Annotated in this window: 12 protein-coding genes and 1 pseudogene; 5 read left to right on the forward strand and 8 right to left on the reverse strand. The window is 72.7% G+C overall.

Features of this window, described 5'->3' with window-relative positions:
• The first annotated feature begins 15 nt into the window (after positions 1 to 15).
• Together AC069T_RS02795 and AC069T_RS02800 are read left to right on the forward strand one after the other, a co-directional pair.
• Positions 16 to 1,518, forward strand: a complete 1,503-nt coding sequence (locus AC069T_RS02795) for an MFS transporter (RefSeq protein ID WP_478780989.1) — start codon at positions 16 to 18, stop codon at positions 1,516 to 1,518.
• Positions 1,519 to 1,651: 133 nt separating this feature from the next.
• Positions 1,652 to 1,927: a DUF6332 family protein gene (locus AC069T_RS02800; RefSeq protein ID WP_478780990.1), complete on the forward strand. Its 276-nt coding sequence runs from the start codon at positions 1,652 to 1,654 to the stop codon at positions 1,925 to 1,927.
• Here AC069T_RS02800 and AC069T_RS02805 read toward each other — a convergent pair.
• The 3 genes from AC069T_RS02805 to AC069T_RS02815 all read right to left on the reverse strand — a co-directional run bounded on the left by AC069T_RS02805 (position 1,888) and on the right by AC069T_RS02815 (position 5,206).
• The gene (locus AC069T_RS02805; RefSeq protein WP_478780991.1) at positions 1,888 to 2,553 is read right to left on the reverse strand and encodes a response regulator transcription factor; all 666 of its coding nucleotides are present in this window, start codon (positions 2,551 to 2,553) and stop codon (positions 1,888 to 1,890) included. The two genes, AC069T_RS02800 and AC069T_RS02805, sit on opposite strands and share 40 nt — an antisense overlap.
• The gene (locus AC069T_RS02810; RefSeq protein ID WP_478780992.1) at positions 2,550 to 3,788 is read right to left on the reverse strand and encodes a sensor histidine kinase; all 1,239 of its coding nucleotides are present in this window, start codon (positions 3,786 to 3,788) and stop codon (positions 2,550 to 2,552) included. Before AC069T_RS02810 ends, AC069T_RS02805 begins: the two co-directional genes overlap by 4 nt.
• Before the next feature lie 188 nt (positions 3,789 to 3,976).
• Positions 3,977 to 5,206 carry a geranylgeranyl reductase family protein gene (locus AC069T_RS02815; RefSeq protein ID WP_478780993.1) on the reverse strand — a complete coding sequence of 410 codons (1,230 nt, stop codon included), beginning with the start codon at positions 5,204 to 5,206 and terminating at the stop codon, positions 3,977 to 3,979.
• 246 nt (positions 5,207 to 5,452) lie between these two features.
• Between AC069T_RS02815 and AC069T_RS02820 the strand changes: the two genes are divergently transcribed.
• Positions 5,453 to 6,808, forward strand: coding sequence for a M20/M25/M40 family metallo-hydrolase (locus tag AC069T_RS02820; RefSeq protein WP_478780994.1), 1,356 nt, complete (start codon positions 5,453 to 5,455; stop codon positions 6,806 to 6,808).
• A gap of 232 nt (positions 6,809 to 7,040) precedes the next feature.
• On the opposite strand, the gene AC069T_RS02825 is transcribed toward AC069T_RS02820, so the two are convergent.
• The 3 genes from AC069T_RS02825 to AC069T_RS02835 form a co-directional block, all read right to left on the reverse strand.
• Entirely contained in the window at positions 7,041 to 8,081 is a 1,041-nt protein-coding gene (locus AC069T_RS02825) for an NUDIX hydrolase (protein WP_478780995.1), read from the reverse strand.
• Positions 8,082 to 8,232: 151 nt separating this feature from the next.
• The gene (locus AC069T_RS02830; protein ID WP_478780996.1) at positions 8,233 to 8,427 is read right to left on the reverse strand and encodes a hypothetical protein; all 195 of its coding nucleotides are present in this window, start codon (positions 8,425 to 8,427) and stop codon (positions 8,233 to 8,235) included.
• A 337-nt stretch (positions 8,428 to 8,764) separates the two neighbouring features.
• Positions 8,765 to 9,715 carry an ROK family protein gene (locus AC069T_RS02835; protein WP_478780997.1) on the reverse strand — a complete coding sequence of 317 codons (951 nt, stop codon included), beginning with the start codon at positions 9,713 to 9,715 and terminating at the stop codon, positions 8,765 to 8,767.
• A 201-nt stretch (positions 9,716 to 9,916) separates the two neighbouring features.
• Here AC069T_RS02835 and AC069T_RS02840 point away from each other — a divergent pair, with 201 nt between their 5' ends.
• Entirely contained in the window at positions 9,917 to 10,999 is a 1,083-nt protein-coding gene (locus AC069T_RS02840; RefSeq protein WP_478780998.1) for a LacI family DNA-binding transcriptional regulator, read from the forward strand.
• A gap of 164 nt (positions 11,000 to 11,163) precedes the next feature.
• Here the strand turns inward: AC069T_RS02840 and murJ are convergent, their stop codons facing one another.
• Positions 11,164 to 12,729, reverse strand: a complete 1,566-nt coding sequence (gene murJ, locus AC069T_RS02845) for a murein biosynthesis integral membrane protein MurJ (protein ID WP_478780999.1) — start codon at positions 12,727 to 12,729, stop codon at positions 11,164 to 11,166.
• A 186-nt stretch (positions 12,730 to 12,915) separates the two neighbouring features.
• On the opposite strand from murJ, the pseudogene AC069T_RS02850 reads away from it, so the two are divergent.
• A pseudogene (locus AC069T_RS02850) lies at positions 12,916 to 13,005 on the forward strand (GntR family transcriptional regulator); the annotation flags it as partial.
• Positions 13,006 to 13,087: 82 nt separating this feature from the next.
• Here the strand turns inward: AC069T_RS02850 and AC069T_RS02855 are convergent.
• Entirely contained in the window at positions 13,088 to 14,392 is a 1,305-nt protein-coding gene (locus AC069T_RS02855) for a DUF6986 family protein (protein ID WP_478781000.1), read from the reverse strand.
• Positions 14,393 to 14,575: the final 183 nt, after the last annotated feature.

Here is a 14,575-nt window from a genome sequence, read left to right on the forward strand (position 1 = left end):
TGTACTGTCTTCGTCATGACTTCTCCGCTCACCGCCCCCGCGTCCCAGAGCACTTGGACGCCTCGGCTGTGGGGCACCCTGCTGGTGCTCTGCGCCGCGATGTTCCTGGACGCGCTGGACGTGTCGATGGTCGGCGTCGCCCTGCCGTCCATCGGTTCCGAACTCGATCTCTCCACGTCGACGCTCCAATGGATCGTCAGCGGCTACATCCTGGGCTACGGCGGGCTCCTCCTCCTCGGCGGACGCACCGCCGACCTGCTGGGCCGCCGCGAGGTCTTCCTGGTGGCCCTCGGCGTCTTCGCACTCGCCTCGCTGCTCGGCGGACTCGTCGACTCGGGACCGCTGCTGATCGCCAGCCGCTTCATCAAGGGCCTGAGCGCCGCGTTCACCGCGCCGGCCGGCCTGTCCATCATCACCACGACCTTCGCCGAAGGCCCGCTGCGCAACCGCGCGCTCTCGATCTACACCACCTGCGCGGCCACCGGCTTCTCCATGGGGCTCGTGCTGTCCGGCCTGCTGACCGAGGCCAGTTGGCGGCTGACCATGCTGCTGCCCGCCCCGATCGCCGTCGTCGCACTGGTCACGGGCCTGAAGCTGATCCCGCGCAGCGAGCGCGAGAAGGACCACCGCGGTTACGACATCCCGGGCGCCGTGATCGGCACCGCCTCGATGCTGCTGCTCGTCTTCACCGTCGTCCAGGCGCCCGAGGTGGGCTGGGGGACGGCCCGTACCCTGCTCTCCTTCGCCGCCGTCGCGCTCCTGCTCACGGTCTTCGTCGCCGTCGAACGCCGCAGCCCGAGCCCGCTGATCCGGCTCGGGGTACTCCGCTCCGGCAGTCAGGTCCGCGCCCAGCTCGGCGCGATGGCGTTCTTCGGCTCGTACGTCGGTTTCCAGTTCATGGTGACGCTGTACATGCAGTCGCTGCTCGGCTGGTCGGCGCTGCACACCGCCCTCGCCTTCCTGCCCGCCGGCGCGCTGGTCGCGCTGTCCTCCACGAAGGTGGGCTCGGTCGTCGACCGGTTCGGCACCCCGCGTCTCATCGCCGTGGGCTTCGCCCTGATGGTCGTCGGCTACGCCCTGTTCCTCCGCGTCGACCTCGACCCCGTCTACGCGGCGGTCATCCTGCCGACGATGCTGCTGATCGGCGCGGCCTGCGCCCTGGTCTTCCCGTCCCTCAACATCCAGGCGACGAACGGCGTGGAGGACCACGAGCAGGGCATGGTGTCCGGCCTGCTGAACACCTCGGTCCAGGTGGGCGGCGCGATCTTCCTTGCCGTCGTGACGGCGGTCGTGACCGCGAACTCCTCCGGAAGTTCCTCCCCGCAGGCCGTCCTCGACAGCTACCGGTCGGGCCTGGTCGTCGTGACCGGCATCGCCCTCGCCGGGCTGCTCGTCACCCTCACCGGCCTGCGTACTCCGCGGATGCGGGAGACGATCGTGGTCGCCCGCTCGCCGCACGAGGAGCCGGGCGCGGCGCCCAAGGAGACGGAGGAGGCGCGGGTGGCGGTCGTCGACTGACCGGCCCGCCTCACGAGCGCCACTACCGGCTCGTCGCCCAGCTCTCACGCCCGGCCCGGTCCTTCACCCCCGGTCCGGAACGCCCGGCGGACATTTGCTTGCCCGCCGGGCGTGCGCCTGTTTGACTCGGTGCATGGGGAGACGTACGCAGGCGGAGCGGGACGCGATGACGGTCGAGATCGGCTACGCGCTGTTCGCGGGCGCGGTGCTGGCCGGAGCGGCCTGCCTGGGCGTGCTCCATGCCATCCCCGCCCTCTTCGGGCCTCGTGGAGGGACGGGGGACACGCTGAAGCAGGCCGCGGCCGGTCTCGCGGCCGTCACCTTCTTCGCGACCGTGGTGACGGTGCTGATCCGCTTCCAGCACGTCCGTCAGCCCAGCCAGCCCGGCCGCACCAGTCCCGACTCGTAGGCCAGCACGACGAGTTGGGCCCGGTCACGCGCTCCGAGCTTCACCATGGTCCGGCTGACGTGGGTCTTCGCGGTCAGCGGGCTGACGACCAGGCGGCGGGCGATCTCGTCGTTCGACAGACCGATGCCGACCAGGGCCATCACCTCTCGTTCCCGCTCGGTGAGTGCGGACAGCGACCGGACGGCCGCCGGCTCCTTGGAGCGGGCGGCGAACTCGGCGATCAGCCGCCGGGTCACCCCCGGCGACAACAGCGCGTCGCCCTCCACCACCGCCCGCACCGCGCGCAGGAGTTCGTCCGGTTCGGTGTCCTTCACGAGGAAGCCCGACGCTCCGCAGCGGATCGCCTCGAAGACGTACTCGTCCAGCTCGAAGGTGGTGAGCATGACCACCTTGACACCCTCGAGGTCCGGTTCGCCGGTGATGCGGCGGGTGGCGGCGAGACCGTCGAGGCGGGGCATGCGGATGTCCATCAGGACGACGTCCGGGCGCAGTTCGCGAACCCTGCGCAGCGCCTCCTCGCCGTCCGCGGCCTCCCCGGCCACCTCGATGTCCGGCTGCGCGTCGAGCAACGCCTTGAAGCCCGCTCTCACCAGCGACTGGTCGTCGGCGAGCAGTACGCGGATCACCGGTCCTCCCCGAGTCCGAGTGGCAGCAGCGCCAGCACGCGGAAACCTCCGTCGGCGCGCGGTCCGGCCTCGATCGTGCCACCCAGCGCCGCGGCCCGCTCCCGCATCCCGCCGAGCCCGTTGCCGCTGCCGCCGGCGTCCGCGCCGGTCGCGGGGCCCTCGTCGTCGACCCGCAGCCGCAACGCGCCCTCCGTGCGGTCGATCCGCACCCGCGCGTGCCGCGATCCCGAGTGCCGTACGACATTGGTCAGCGCCTCCTGCACGATGCGGAACGCGGCGAGGTCGGTGCCGGGCGCGAGCCCCGTGACCTCACCCAGCACCTCGACCGTCAGTCCGGCGCTCGCCGCCTGCTCGACCAGTTCGGGGAGCCGGCCGAGGCCCGGCGCCGGGGCCCGCGGCGCCTCCCCGTGTGCCCGCAGCGTGTCGAGAACCTGCCGGACCTCCCCGAGCGCCTCCTTGCTGGCGGCCTTGATGGTGATGAGTGCCGTACGCGCCTGCTCCGGGTCGGAGTCGAGGAGCGCGAGACCGGCACCCGCCTGGACGTTGATCACGGAGATGCTGTGCGCGAGCACGTCGTGCAGTTCGCGGGCGATCCGCAGCCGCTCCTCGTCGGCGCGGCGCGCCGCGGCCTGCGCCCGCTCGGCCCGGTCGCGCGCCCACTGCTCACGCCGTACGCGGACCAGCTCCGACAGCGCCACGATCGCCACCACCCAGGCGGCCGTCACGATCTCCTGGCTCCAGGCGGCGGCGCCGTCCCCCGTCGGAGGCAGCCGGCGGTAGAGCCAGTGCGCCACCAGCAGATGGCCGGCCCACAGCAACCCGACCGCCGACCAGGCGGCCCTGCGGTGCCCGGCGACGACAGCGCCGAAGCAGCCGACCGCCACGGTGAGGAACACCGGACCGTACGGATACCCGGCGCCCAGGTAGACCATCGCCGCCGCGGCCGTGGCGAAGGCGACGAACACCGGGTACCGCTGCCGCCACAGCAGCACGCCGCAGCCCGCGAGGAGCAGCACGCGGGCGAAGGTGTCCAGAGAGGCGCGCTCGCCCGCCTGGGCGTGGGCCGCGAACTGCGAACCGGCGAGCACGAGGACGGTGAGCAGGAGGGTGGAACGCCACGGCCGGCCAACGCCCCGGTCCTCGTCGTCCCGGCGGTTGCGCCCCGGCGGCCCGTACCGCCACCACCGGGACGGCCCGGCCGAGGCCGGGGGCCTGCGGGCGTGCTGCTCTTCCATGACCGTCACGCTAGACGCCGTCCGGTGTTCCCGGCGTCAGCCGGGCGTGGTGATCAGGCGTACTCCCCGCGGAGTACGCGGTGGGCCTGCGCACTCGCCCGGCCCACGGACGGCCGCTCTCACGCACCCGTCACCGACGGACGCACACCTCACGCACCGGCGGCCCGGCAGGCTCACGCCCTCACGCATCAGTCGGTCGGCGGGGCGGGCTGTCGGTCGAGGGCGGTCAGGGCGCGTCCCGCCATGGGGTGGCTGCGCACCATCTCGCCGAGCGAGGTCGAGCCCCGGGTGATCCCCGTGAACGCCTTCCACGCGGGCCGGAAACCGGTGAGCGCGGCATGGAACAGACCCGGACGGCGCTCGAAGGCCACGAGCAGACGCTTGCCCACGCTCATCTCCACGCCCAGGCCCGCCTTGATCGCGAAGGCGTAGTTCAGGGCCTGGCGCCGGGTGTCCACGGCGTCGTGCGCCTCGGCGATCCGTACCGCCCACTCCCCCGCCAGCCGTCCCGAGCGCAGCGCGAAGGAGATGCCCTCGCGGGTCCACGGCTCGAGCAGTCCCGCCGCGTCGCCGCACACCAGCACCCGGCCGCGCGACAGCGGGGAGTCGTCGGCGCGGCAGCGCGTCAAGTGCCCGGAGGAGATGCTCGGTTCGAAGCCGGCGAGCCCCAGCCGGGCGACGAAGTCCTCCAAGTACCGCTTGGTGGCGGCGCCTTCACCGCGGGCCGAGATCACGCCGACCGTGAGGGTGTCCCCCTTGGGGAAGACCCAGCCGTAACTGCCGGGCATGGGGCCCCAGTCGATGAGGACGCGGCCCTTCCAGTCCTCGGCGACGGTGTCGGGCACCGGGATCTCCACCTCCAAACCGAGGTCGACCTGGTCGAGTTTCACACCGACGTGTGCTCCTATCCGGCTGGCGCTGCCGTCCGCTCCTACGACGGCGCGTGCGAGCACCGACTCGCCGCCCTGCAGTACGACGGCGACGGTGCGCCGGTCCGGTACCGCCGAGCCGTGCTGTTCGACCCGCGAGACGGTCACGCCCGTCCGGAGCTCGGCACCGGCCTTCTCCGCGTGCTCGACGAGCTGCTGGTCGAACTCGGGGCGGTTGATCAGCCCGAACAGCATCTGCCTGGAGCGCCGGGTGCGCGCGAACTTGCCGTCCAGGGAGAACGTGACCGCGTGCACCCGGTCCCGGAACGGCAGCTCGAAGCCGGGCGGCAGCGAGTCACGGGAGGGGCCGATGATGCCGCCCCCGCACGTCTTGTAGCGGGGCAGCTCCGCCTTTTCCAGCAGCAGGACGCTGCGTCCCGCGACCGCTGCCGCGTAGGCGGCCGAGGCCCCCGCGGGTCCCGCGCCCACCACGACGACGTCCCATACCCGCTGCGCGTCGTCCGCCGTCGAAGAGTTCTCGCTGCTCACGATGGTCCAGTGCTCCCGATCCAGCCGCCTGCCGCATGTTTCCCCCGCATCCTACGGCGGGCATCGCCGCAGGCCACTGTGGGAGGATCGGCAGCGTATGCGCCCTGCACACCGGTACGCGCGTACGCACCAGGAAGACATCGCGGAACAACCCCCACAAGGTCCACACCTCGCACACCCCGTGCACCCCGCACAGCCGGTACTCGTACACCGAAGTACCACGTCGCACCCACAAGGAGCGTGCCCATGTCGTCGAATCCGGTCGCCGAGACCGTCGCCTCGCTGATGCCCCGGGCGAAGGCGGAGCTCACCGAGCTGGTGGCCTTCAAGTCGGTGGCGGACTTCGGCCAATACCCCCGGAGCGAGAGCGAGGGCGCCGCGGGCTGGGTCGCGGACGCGTTGCGGGCCGAGGGTTTCCAGGACGTGGCACTGCTCGACACCCCGGACGGCACGCAGTCGGTGTACGGCTTCCTGCCCGGGCCCGAGGGCGCGAAGACGGTCCTGCTGTACGCGCACTACGACGTGCAGCCGCCCCTGGACGAGGCGGCCTGGGCGTCTCCGCCGTTCGAGCTGACGGAACGCGACGGCCGTTGGTACGGACGAGGGAGCGCCGACTGCAAGGGCGGTCTGATCATGCACCTCCTCGCCCTGCGCGCGCTGAAGGCGAACGGCGGTGTGCCGGTGCACGTCAAGGTGATCGCGGAGGGTTCCGAGGAGCAGGGCACGGGCGGTCTGGAGCGGTACGCCGAGGCGCACCCGGAGCTGCTGGCCGCCGACACCATCGTCATCGGCGACTCGGGCAACTTCCGGGTGGGCCTGCCGACGGTCACCTCAACGCTCCGGGGCATGACGCTGGTACGCGTGCAGGTCGACACGCTCGAAGGGAACCTGCACTCCGGGCAGTTCGGCGGCGCCGCGCCCGACGCGCTCGGCGCGCTGATCCGCGTACTGGACTCGCTGCGCGCCGAGGACGGTTCGACGACCGTCGACGGCCTCACCGGCGACACGCGGTGGGACGGGCTTCAGTACGACGAGGAGAGCTTCCGCAGGGACGCGAAGGTGCTCGACGGCGTGCAGCTGATCGGGTCCGGTACGGTCGCCGACCGCATCTGGGCGCGTCCGGCCGTCACCGTGCTCGGCATCGACTGCCCGCCGGTGGTGGGGGCGACGCCGTCCGTGCAGGCCGGGGCCCGTGCGCTGATCAGCCTGCGGGTGCCGCCGGGCACCGACGCGGGCGAGGCGACCAAGCTGCTCCGGGCCCATCTGGAGGCGCACACGCCGTGGGGGGCGCGGGTGCGGACGGAGCAGATCGGCCAGGGCCAGGCGTTCCAGGCGGACACCTCCAGCCCGGCGTACGCGGCGATGGCCGAGGCCATGGCGGTCGCCTATCCGGGTGAGGAGATGCAGTACGTCGGCCAGGGCGGCTCCATTCCGCTGTGCAGCACCCTCGCATCGCTGTACCCGCAGGCGGAGATCCTGCTGATCGGGCTCAGCGAGCCGGAGGCCCAGATCCACGCGGTGAACGAGAGCGTGTCTCCCGAGGAGCTGGAGCGCCTGTCCGTGGCGGAGGCGCTCTTCCTGCGGAACTACGCGGCGAGCTGATCCGGCAGGGCCTGACCAGCCTCCGCCGGCCCGGCCCCCGGGCCCCTCTGCCCTCGGCAGAGGGGCCCGCCCACGGCGGAGGACGCCGGGCAGGCCTCCTCCGCAGGCGTACGGACTCGTACGCTCCGTAGGCCCCTCGGCTCCCGAACGGACTCGTACGCCCCATAGGCCCCTCGGCGCCCGACGGACTGCGCTCATCCGCCGGAGTCGGCTCCTCGTACGCCCGTCGTCCTCAGCCCACCGGGACACCGGCCTCCAGGTAGAGTGCCGCCGCTCGTTCCCGGGCCCGCAGCGCCCAGCGCAGCCGTTCGTAGCGCACCGGTGGCAGCAGTGCGGTCGCCTCCTTCTCGGTGACGAAACGCCATTCGCGCAGTTCGGGGCCCGGAAGCAGCAGGCGCCGGGCCTCGTCGGCGGGCAGGCGCCCGCCGTCGAAGAGGAGGCGCAGGCCGCCGTAGCCCGGTGGTGCGGGCGGCTCCCAGTCGACGACGAGGAGCCGGGGCACCTCGTCCAGGACGATGCCGGTCTCCTCGGCGACCTCGCGCATGCCCGCGCGCGCGGGGGCCTCGCCCGGCTCGACGACACCCCCCGGGAACTCCCAGCCCGGCTTGTAGGTCGGGTCGACGAGCAGCACCCGGTCCCGCTCGTCGAAGAGGAGCACGCCGGCCGCCAGGGTCTCGGCGGTCGGTTCGGGCGTCTGCACGATGTCGCTGACGGCCGCGTCCCCGCTGCGCACGGCCTCGGTGATGCGCACGGCGGCCTCGTGCGGGGTGAGCGTGCTGGTGTCCACGAGGTGCGCGTCGGCGGTGAGCCAGGAGGCGAGCGCGGCACGGTAGGGCTCGATGTGGTCGAAGGACCACCGGCGCACCCGCAGCTCGCCGTCGGACAGGTCGGATGGTACCTCACGCCCGGCTATTCGCTCCCGCAGGATCGTTTCCGCCGGGGCGAGGAGCACATGGCGTACGGAGATGCGGCGCGAGGCGAGGCCGCCGAAGATCTCGTCGCGGTACTCCTGGCGCAGCAGGGTCATCGGGACCACGAGGACGCCGCCGAGTTCGGCGAGCATGGCGGCCGCGGTGTCAACCACGAGGCGTCGCCAGATCGGCAGGTCCTGGAAGTCGCCGACCTCGGCGAGGCGCTTGGCCGGCAGCAGGTGCGTGAGTGCTCCGCCCATGACCTCGGGGTCGAAGAGCGTGCTGTTCGGGATCAGGTCGATCAGTTCCCGTGCGGTCGTCGTCTTCCCCGCACCGAACGCACCGTTGATCCAGACGATCACGGTTCCCCCTCTTCTGTTGGCCCCCTGGGGCTTGCCCGCTCCACCCTGCCACGGAAACCAGGCGCTGTTGAGGGAGCCTCCCGAAGGGCGGCACGCGCCGGCCCCGGCACCCCGGCCGACCCCCGGGATGCCGGCGCCGCGGAGGTGCCGGTCAGCCGTCCTGGTCCAGGACGCCTTCCTCCATGGCCAGGCTGTCGCTGCTGACCGTGTGGTCAACGTTGCTGAGGGTGCTCTCGAGATTCAGGTCGCCCAGCGCGTCCCCTCCGAGGGCGTGGGAGGGAGTGACCGCCGCGACGACGAATCCGGTGGCGAGGGAGGCTACGGCGAGCATGGTTCGCTTCTTCATGCCCGGATCAACTACGGACCCGGGGATGAGTCACGGGTACTCCCCCGCCGGACCCACCGCCGCGCGATCCGCTCACACCTCTCGCTGTCGGGCTCACGGGCCCCCGGGCAGCAGCATGCCCCGCCCTCCCGATGCTGTCCCTGACGGGGCGGAAGGACGGGGCACAGCAGTAACCCGACTTGTTCGTAGTTACGTTGCCGCCAGCGTAGCGACGGGCACTGACACTGCCATCGGTGCGCCGGTTCCGGTGCGGACCGGGCAGGCCCCGTCGCCCCGCCCGGAACCGCCGCCGACCGCCCTCCCACCGGGGCCGCCGCTCGCTCCCCGCCCGGGGCACTCACACCCCGGCGGTCGTGCTCGGCCTCCCGCTGAGCGCGGCCGCCGCCGCACCGACCAGACCGGCGTCCGTACCCATCAGCGCGGGCGTCACGGTCAGCCGCTCGACGAACGACAGCGTCGCGTAGGTGCTGAGTGCCCTGCGCAGCGGGGTGAAGAGGACGTCCCCCGCCTTGCCCACGCCCCCGCCGATGACGGCGACGTCGATCTCGACGAGGGTCGCGGTCGCCGCGATGCCGGCGGCGAGCGCCTGGGCGGCACGCGCGAAGGACGCGACGGCCACCGGGTCGCCCGCCCGCGCCGCGGCGGCCACCGCGGCCGCCGAGGTGTCACCGTCGGGACCGGGTTGCCAGCCGCCCTCGATCGCGCGCCGGGCGATGTTCGGGCCGCTCGCGATGCGCTCGACGCAGCCGCGGGAGCCGCACGGGCACGGGTCACCGTCGAGGTCGACGCTGATGTGTCCGATGTGACCGGCGTTGCCGGTGGGGCCCGGGTGCAACTGGCCGTTCAGCACAAGACCGCCGCCGACGCCGGTGGACACGACCATGCACAGGGCGTTGTCGTGACCGCGGGCGGCGCCCTGCCAGTGCTCGGCCGCCGTGATCGCCACGCCGTCACCGATCAGCTCTACCGGCAGCCCCGCCGTGGCCGTACGGACCCGCTCGACCAGCGGGTAGCCGCGCCAGCCCGGCACGTTCACGGGACTCACCGTGCCGGCGGAGGCGTCCACCGGGCCCGCGCTGCCGATGCCGACGGCCCTCACCCCGCCCCACAGCGGGGAGAGCGCCAGCTCGCCGAGGACGCCCTCGACGGCCCGCATGACGGTGTCGCCGTCCTCCCGCGCGGGCGTCGCGCGCTGCGCGCGCAGGAGGATCCGGCCCTGGCCGTCCACCAGCGCTCCGGCGATCTTGGTGCCGCCGATGTCGAGCGCGGCCACGAGGTCGGTGTGCATCAGAGTCAGGTCTCCCGCTGCTGTGTCATGCCGGTCCCGGCGCGGCGACTGCCGCGGCTGGCCCGGATCCCCGGCCGGAACCCGGCAGGACGACGCTCCCCCTGGTGGGGAGCGGGACCGGAGATTGCGGTGGACAGTGTCTCCCGCATCTGACAACGTTGTCCAGGCTCTATGCTCGACGCCACATCCTCATACAACCCCATGGACCTACGCATCCCCGTGGACGACAGGACAGGACAGCACATCGTGGCCGAGACCGCCCGCCGATCAGAGACCCGTTACGGCAATCGTCCCACCATGAAGGACGTGGCGGCGCGTGCCGGTGTGGGCCTGAAGACGGTCTCGCGCGTGGTGAACGGCGAGCCGGGCGTCACCCCGGACACCGAGCGCCGCGTCCAGGAGGCGATCGACGCGCTGGGCTTCCGCCGCAACGACAGTGCGCGGGTGCTGCGCAAGGGTCGCACCGCGAGCATCGGTCTCGTCCTTGAGGACCTCGCCGACCCGTTCTACGGCCCTCTCAGCCGCGCGGTCGAGGAGGTCGCCCGCGCCCACGGCGCCCTGCTGATCAACGGGTCCAGTGCGGAGGACCCGGAGCGCGAGCAGGAGCTGGTGCTCGCCCTGTGCGCCCGCCGCGTGGACGGGCTCGTCGTCATCCCGGCCGGTGACGACCACCGGTATCTGGAGCCGGAGATGAAGGCGGGCGTCGCCACGGTCTTCGTGGACCGCCCCGCGGGCAGGGTCGACGCCGACGTCGTGCTGTCGGACAGCTTCGGGGGTGCCCGCGACGGCGTCGCCCACCTCATCGCGCACGGTCACCGGCGGATCGGCTTCATCGGTGACATGCCGCGCATCCACACCGCCGCCGAGCGTCTGCGCGGTTACCGGACCGCCATGCAGGACGCGGGCATACCGGTGGAGGACGCCTGGATGTCCCTCGGTGTCACGGACCCCGAGCGGGTGCGCCGCGCGGCCGAGGACATGCTGTCCGGCTCCTCCCCCGTCACCGCGGTCTTCGCGGGCAACAACCGTGTGACCGTCACCGTCGTCCGTGTCATCGCCGAGCGCGGCAGGCCCGTCGCCCTGGTCGGCTTCGACGACCTCGAGCTGGCCGATCTCCTTCAGCCCGGCGTGACCGTCGTCGCCCAGGACGCCGCAGCCCTCGGCCGCACCGCCGCCGAGCGTCTCTTCCGCCAGCTGGACGGCAGCCTCGTCACCCCCGAACGCATCGAGCTGCCGACCCGCCTGATCACCCGGGGCTCGGGCGAACTGCCCCCCTCGGGCTGACCGCCGGAGTCCGGACCCCGCTGCGCACGCCCGCACCGGAGGACCGGGGCCACGCTCCTGGTCTCCGCATCGCGGCGTCGCGCCTCGTCGCGGCCCCTACTTCCTCCTGCGAAGCCGACTTGCTCCCACCAGCCTGCGCGACGCCGAAGGCGAAGCCCTCCGGCTCAGCGCATGCCGGGCAGGCGGCGCAGCTCGGCGACCTTCATCAGCCGGGCGAGCAGGAGGTACCCCAGAACGGTCGTGAGTGCGCCTGCGGTCAGCGCGGCGGCGGTCGGCCATGCTCCGCTCCCCAGCGCGGTGCACGTACGCGCCGCGGCCCAGCCCAGCGCCGCTGCCGGGCCCGCGGCGCCCAGCAGCTTCACGTAGGTGCGGCGCACACCTCCGTCGTCGATGCGGCCACCGAGCTTCCTGCGGAGCAGACACGCGGTGAGGGTGAGGCCCGCCAGACAGGACAGGGTGTAGGCCCCGGCCATGCCGACCACGGCCCAGCGCGGGGGCAGCAGCAGATGGCAGGCCGTGGCCAGGGCGATGTTGACGCCCGCGGTCCAGGCCGCCATGAAGAAGGGGGTGCGGGTGTCCTCGAACGCGTAGAAACCGCGCAGCAGCAGATACTGGGCGGAGAACGGGATCAGCCCGAGCCCGAACGCCTGGAGCATGTACCCCAGCGGACGGACCGAGTCGGCGTCCGCTGCTCCATGGGCGAACAGGAGCGACGCGATCTGCGGTCCCAGGGCGACGAAGAGGAAGGCGGCGGGCACGATGACCGCCCCGCTGATCCGCAGTCCCCGGGACAGGTCCGCGCGCAGATCCGGGATGCGTCCCTCGGTGACGGCCCGGCTCATGCGGGGCAGCAGCGCCGTCACCAGGGACACGGTCACGATGGACTGGGGCAGCATCCAGATGGTCTGGGCGTAGGTGTAGGCCGAGTAGCCCGCGCCGGCCTCGGGCAGTTCCTGGTCGGCGGCGTTGGCGTAGTTCGTGACCACGGCCAGGGCGACCTGGTTCGCCAGGACGAACAGCAGCGTCCACTTCGCCGCGTGGACGCTCCCGCCCAGGCCCGTGCCCCGCCAGTCGAACCGCGGCCGGAACCGGAATCCCGCGGCCCGTGCGAACGGGATCAGCGCCAGAGCCTGCACGGCGATGCCCGCGGTCGTCCCTATGCCCAGCAACCGCACCTGGGCGGCGGTGACGTCCGCCACCTGACCGGGAACGTTCATCAGCCCCAGGTAGGCGGCGAACATCGCGACGAGTACGACGTTGTTCAGGACGGGGGTCCACATCATCGCGCCGAACTTCTCGCGGGCGTTCAGGACTTGACCGTAGATGCCGAACAGGCCGTAGAAGAAGATCTGCGGCAGCAGGAACCGGGCGAACGTGACCGTCAGCTCGAACGCCTGGTGGCCGTCCGGGGTGTCGCGCATGTACACGCCCACGATCTGCGGCGCCGCCCACACCGCCAGCGCCGTCCCCGCTGCCAGCACGCACACCACGAGCGTGACGAGCCGCTGCTCGTAGGCACGCCCGCCGTCGGGCTGCGTCGCCCGGGCCCGCACCAGCTGCGGGACCAGCACGGCGTTGAGCGCGCCACCGATCAGCAGCGTGTACAGGCTCGTCGGCACCGTGTTCGCCGTGTTGTACGTACTGGCCAGCAGGGCCGTCCCCAACGCCGCGGCCTGCAGCACCTGACGGATCAGCCCGGTCGCCCGTGAGACCACCGTGCCGACGGCCATCAGCAACGACGAACGAGCCGCCCCACCCCTGCTCTCTTCCTTGTTCCGCCGGGCGGCAGGCCGCCCGCCTGCCTCATGCTCCCGCGGCACGGCCTGCGACACCGCGGAGTTCGCCCCTGCTCCATGCCGTCAACCTATGCCCACGGGGTCCCACGGCTGCAACCGCCCGCGGGCACGCCGCACTTGAAGATGTCGACGCCGGAGGAAGCTTCCGTCCTGGACCTACTGCCATGCGTCCCCGTCCTCGAAGCCCTCCACACGAGTCTGGATCAGGACTTCGTCGGGGCCGTGCCTCAGCGCGATCCCGCCGATCACCTCGTCGTCTTCGACGATCCAGCGGTACACGCACCGCACCTGGTTATTTGGCCGACGCGGTCAGGTCGCCGCGCCGGGGGGACGCGAACGCCTCCAGGTCGGCGCGGGTCAGGCCGCTGAGCCGGGCCACCTCGGCGACGTCGAGGGCACCGCAGTCGAGGCCGCGCAGCAGGTAGCCGCTGAGCGCCTTCGCGGTGGCGGGCTCGTCCATGACGTCGCCGCCGGCCTGGTTGGCGTAGCGGGCGAGGCGGGCGGCGGCCTGCTCGAAGCCTCCGCGGTAGAAGGCGAACACGGCCGCGTACCGGGTGGGGAGGTGCCCGGGGTGCATGTCCCAGCCCTGGTAGTAGGCGCGGGCGAGGGCGCGGCGGGTGAGCCCGTAGTGCAGGCGCCAGGCGTCGTGGACCTTGGCGGTCGGACCGACGGGCAGGACGTTGGTCGAGCCGTCCGAGACGCGGACGCCGGTGCCCGCCGCGGCGACCTGCATGACCGCCTTGGCGTGGTCGGCGGCCGGGTGGTCGCCGGCCTGGTAAGCGGCGCTCACACCGAGGCAGGCGCTGTAGTCGAAGGTGCCGTAGTGCAGCCCCGTGGCGCGGCCGTCGGCGGCCTGGATCATGCGGGCGACGGTGGCGGTGCCGTCGGCGGCGAGGATGGACTGGCTGGTCTCGATCTGGATCTCGAAGCCGATCCGGCCGGGCTCGAGGCCGCGCGCCTTCTCGAACTCCTCCAGGAGCCGGACCATCGCGGTGACCTGCTCCGGGTACGTCACCTTCGGCAGCGTCAGGACGAGTCCCCCGGGCAGGCCGCCGGCCTCCATCAGGCCGGTGAGGAAGATGTCGAGGGTGCGGATGCCGCGGTCGCGGACCGGGGCCTCCATGCACTTCATGCGGATGCCCATGTACGGGGCCGCCGTGCCGTTCGCGTACGCCTCGGCGATCAGTCGCGCCGCGCGCGCCGCGGCCGCGTCCTCCTCGGCGTCGGGGCGCGGGCCGTAGCCGTCCTCGAAGTCGACGCGCAGGTCCTCGACGGGCTCATGCTCCAGCTTGGCCCGCACGCGGTCGTACACGGGTCCCGCGAGGTCGTCGGCGAGGCCGAGGACGGCGGCGAAGGAGGCGGCATCGGGGGCGTGCTCGTCCAGGGCCGCCAGGGCCCGGTCACCCCAGGAGCGGATGGTGTCGGCGGCGAAGGCGTCACCGGGGACGTACACCGTGTGGACGGGCTGCCGGGTGCCGGGGTCTCCCGGATAGACGCGCTCCAGCTCCGCGTCGACCGGGGCGAGGGAGGCGCTGATCTCCTCGCTCACGGCGCCCGCGAGGCTCGTTGCCACCTTCTCCTGCTGACCCTGACCCATCCCACACCCTCCTGTTTTCCGCTGCACGGAATCAAAAATCCGTATGGCGAAGTTAATAGGCGGTCGCGATCTGCGTCAATGGTCCCCCGGAACCGGCCGGGGGGGGGGGGGGGGGGGGGGGGGGGGGGAGGGCGGGGGGGGGGGGGGGGGGGGGGGGGGGGGGGGGGGGGGGGGGGGGGGGGG

It is taken from the genome of Streptomyces sp. NPDC043867 (genome assembly GCF_056435845.1).

Coding starts and splice junctions, on each gene's coding strand:
- AC069T_RS02820 (WP_478780994.1), top strand. CDS start 5,453: ATGTCGTCGAATCCGGTCGCCGAGACCGTCGCCTCGCTGATGCCCCGG.
- AC069T_RS02855 (WP_478781000.1), bottom strand. CDS start 14,392: ATGGGTCAGGGTCAGCAGGAGAAGGTGGCAACGAGCCTCGCGGGCGCC.
- AC069T_RS02840 (WP_478780998.1), top strand. CDS start 9,917: ATGGACCTACGCATCCCCGTGGACGACAGGACAGGACAGCACATCGTG.
- AC069T_RS02800 (WP_478780990.1), top strand. CDS start 1,652: ATGGGGAGACGTACGCAGGCGGAGCGGGACGCGATGACGGTCGAGATC.
- AC069T_RS02835 (WP_478780997.1), bottom strand. CDS start 9,715: ATGCACACCGACCTCGTGGCCGCGCTCGACATCGGCGGCACCAAGATC.
- AC069T_RS02830 (WP_478780996.1), bottom strand. CDS start 8,427: ATGAAGAAGCGAACCATGCTCGCCGTAGCCTCCCTCGCCACCGGATTC.
- AC069T_RS02810 (WP_478780992.1), bottom strand. CDS start 3,788: ATGGAAGAGCAGCACGCCCGCAGGCCCCCGGCCTCGGCCGGGCCGTCC.
- AC069T_RS02795 (WP_478780989.1), top strand. CDS start 16: ATGACTTCTCCGCTCACCGCCCCCGCGTCCCAGAGCACTTGGACGCCT.
- murJ (WP_478780999.1), bottom strand. CDS start 12,729: ATGGCCGTCGGCACGGTGGTCTCACGGGCGACCGGGCTGATCCGTCAG.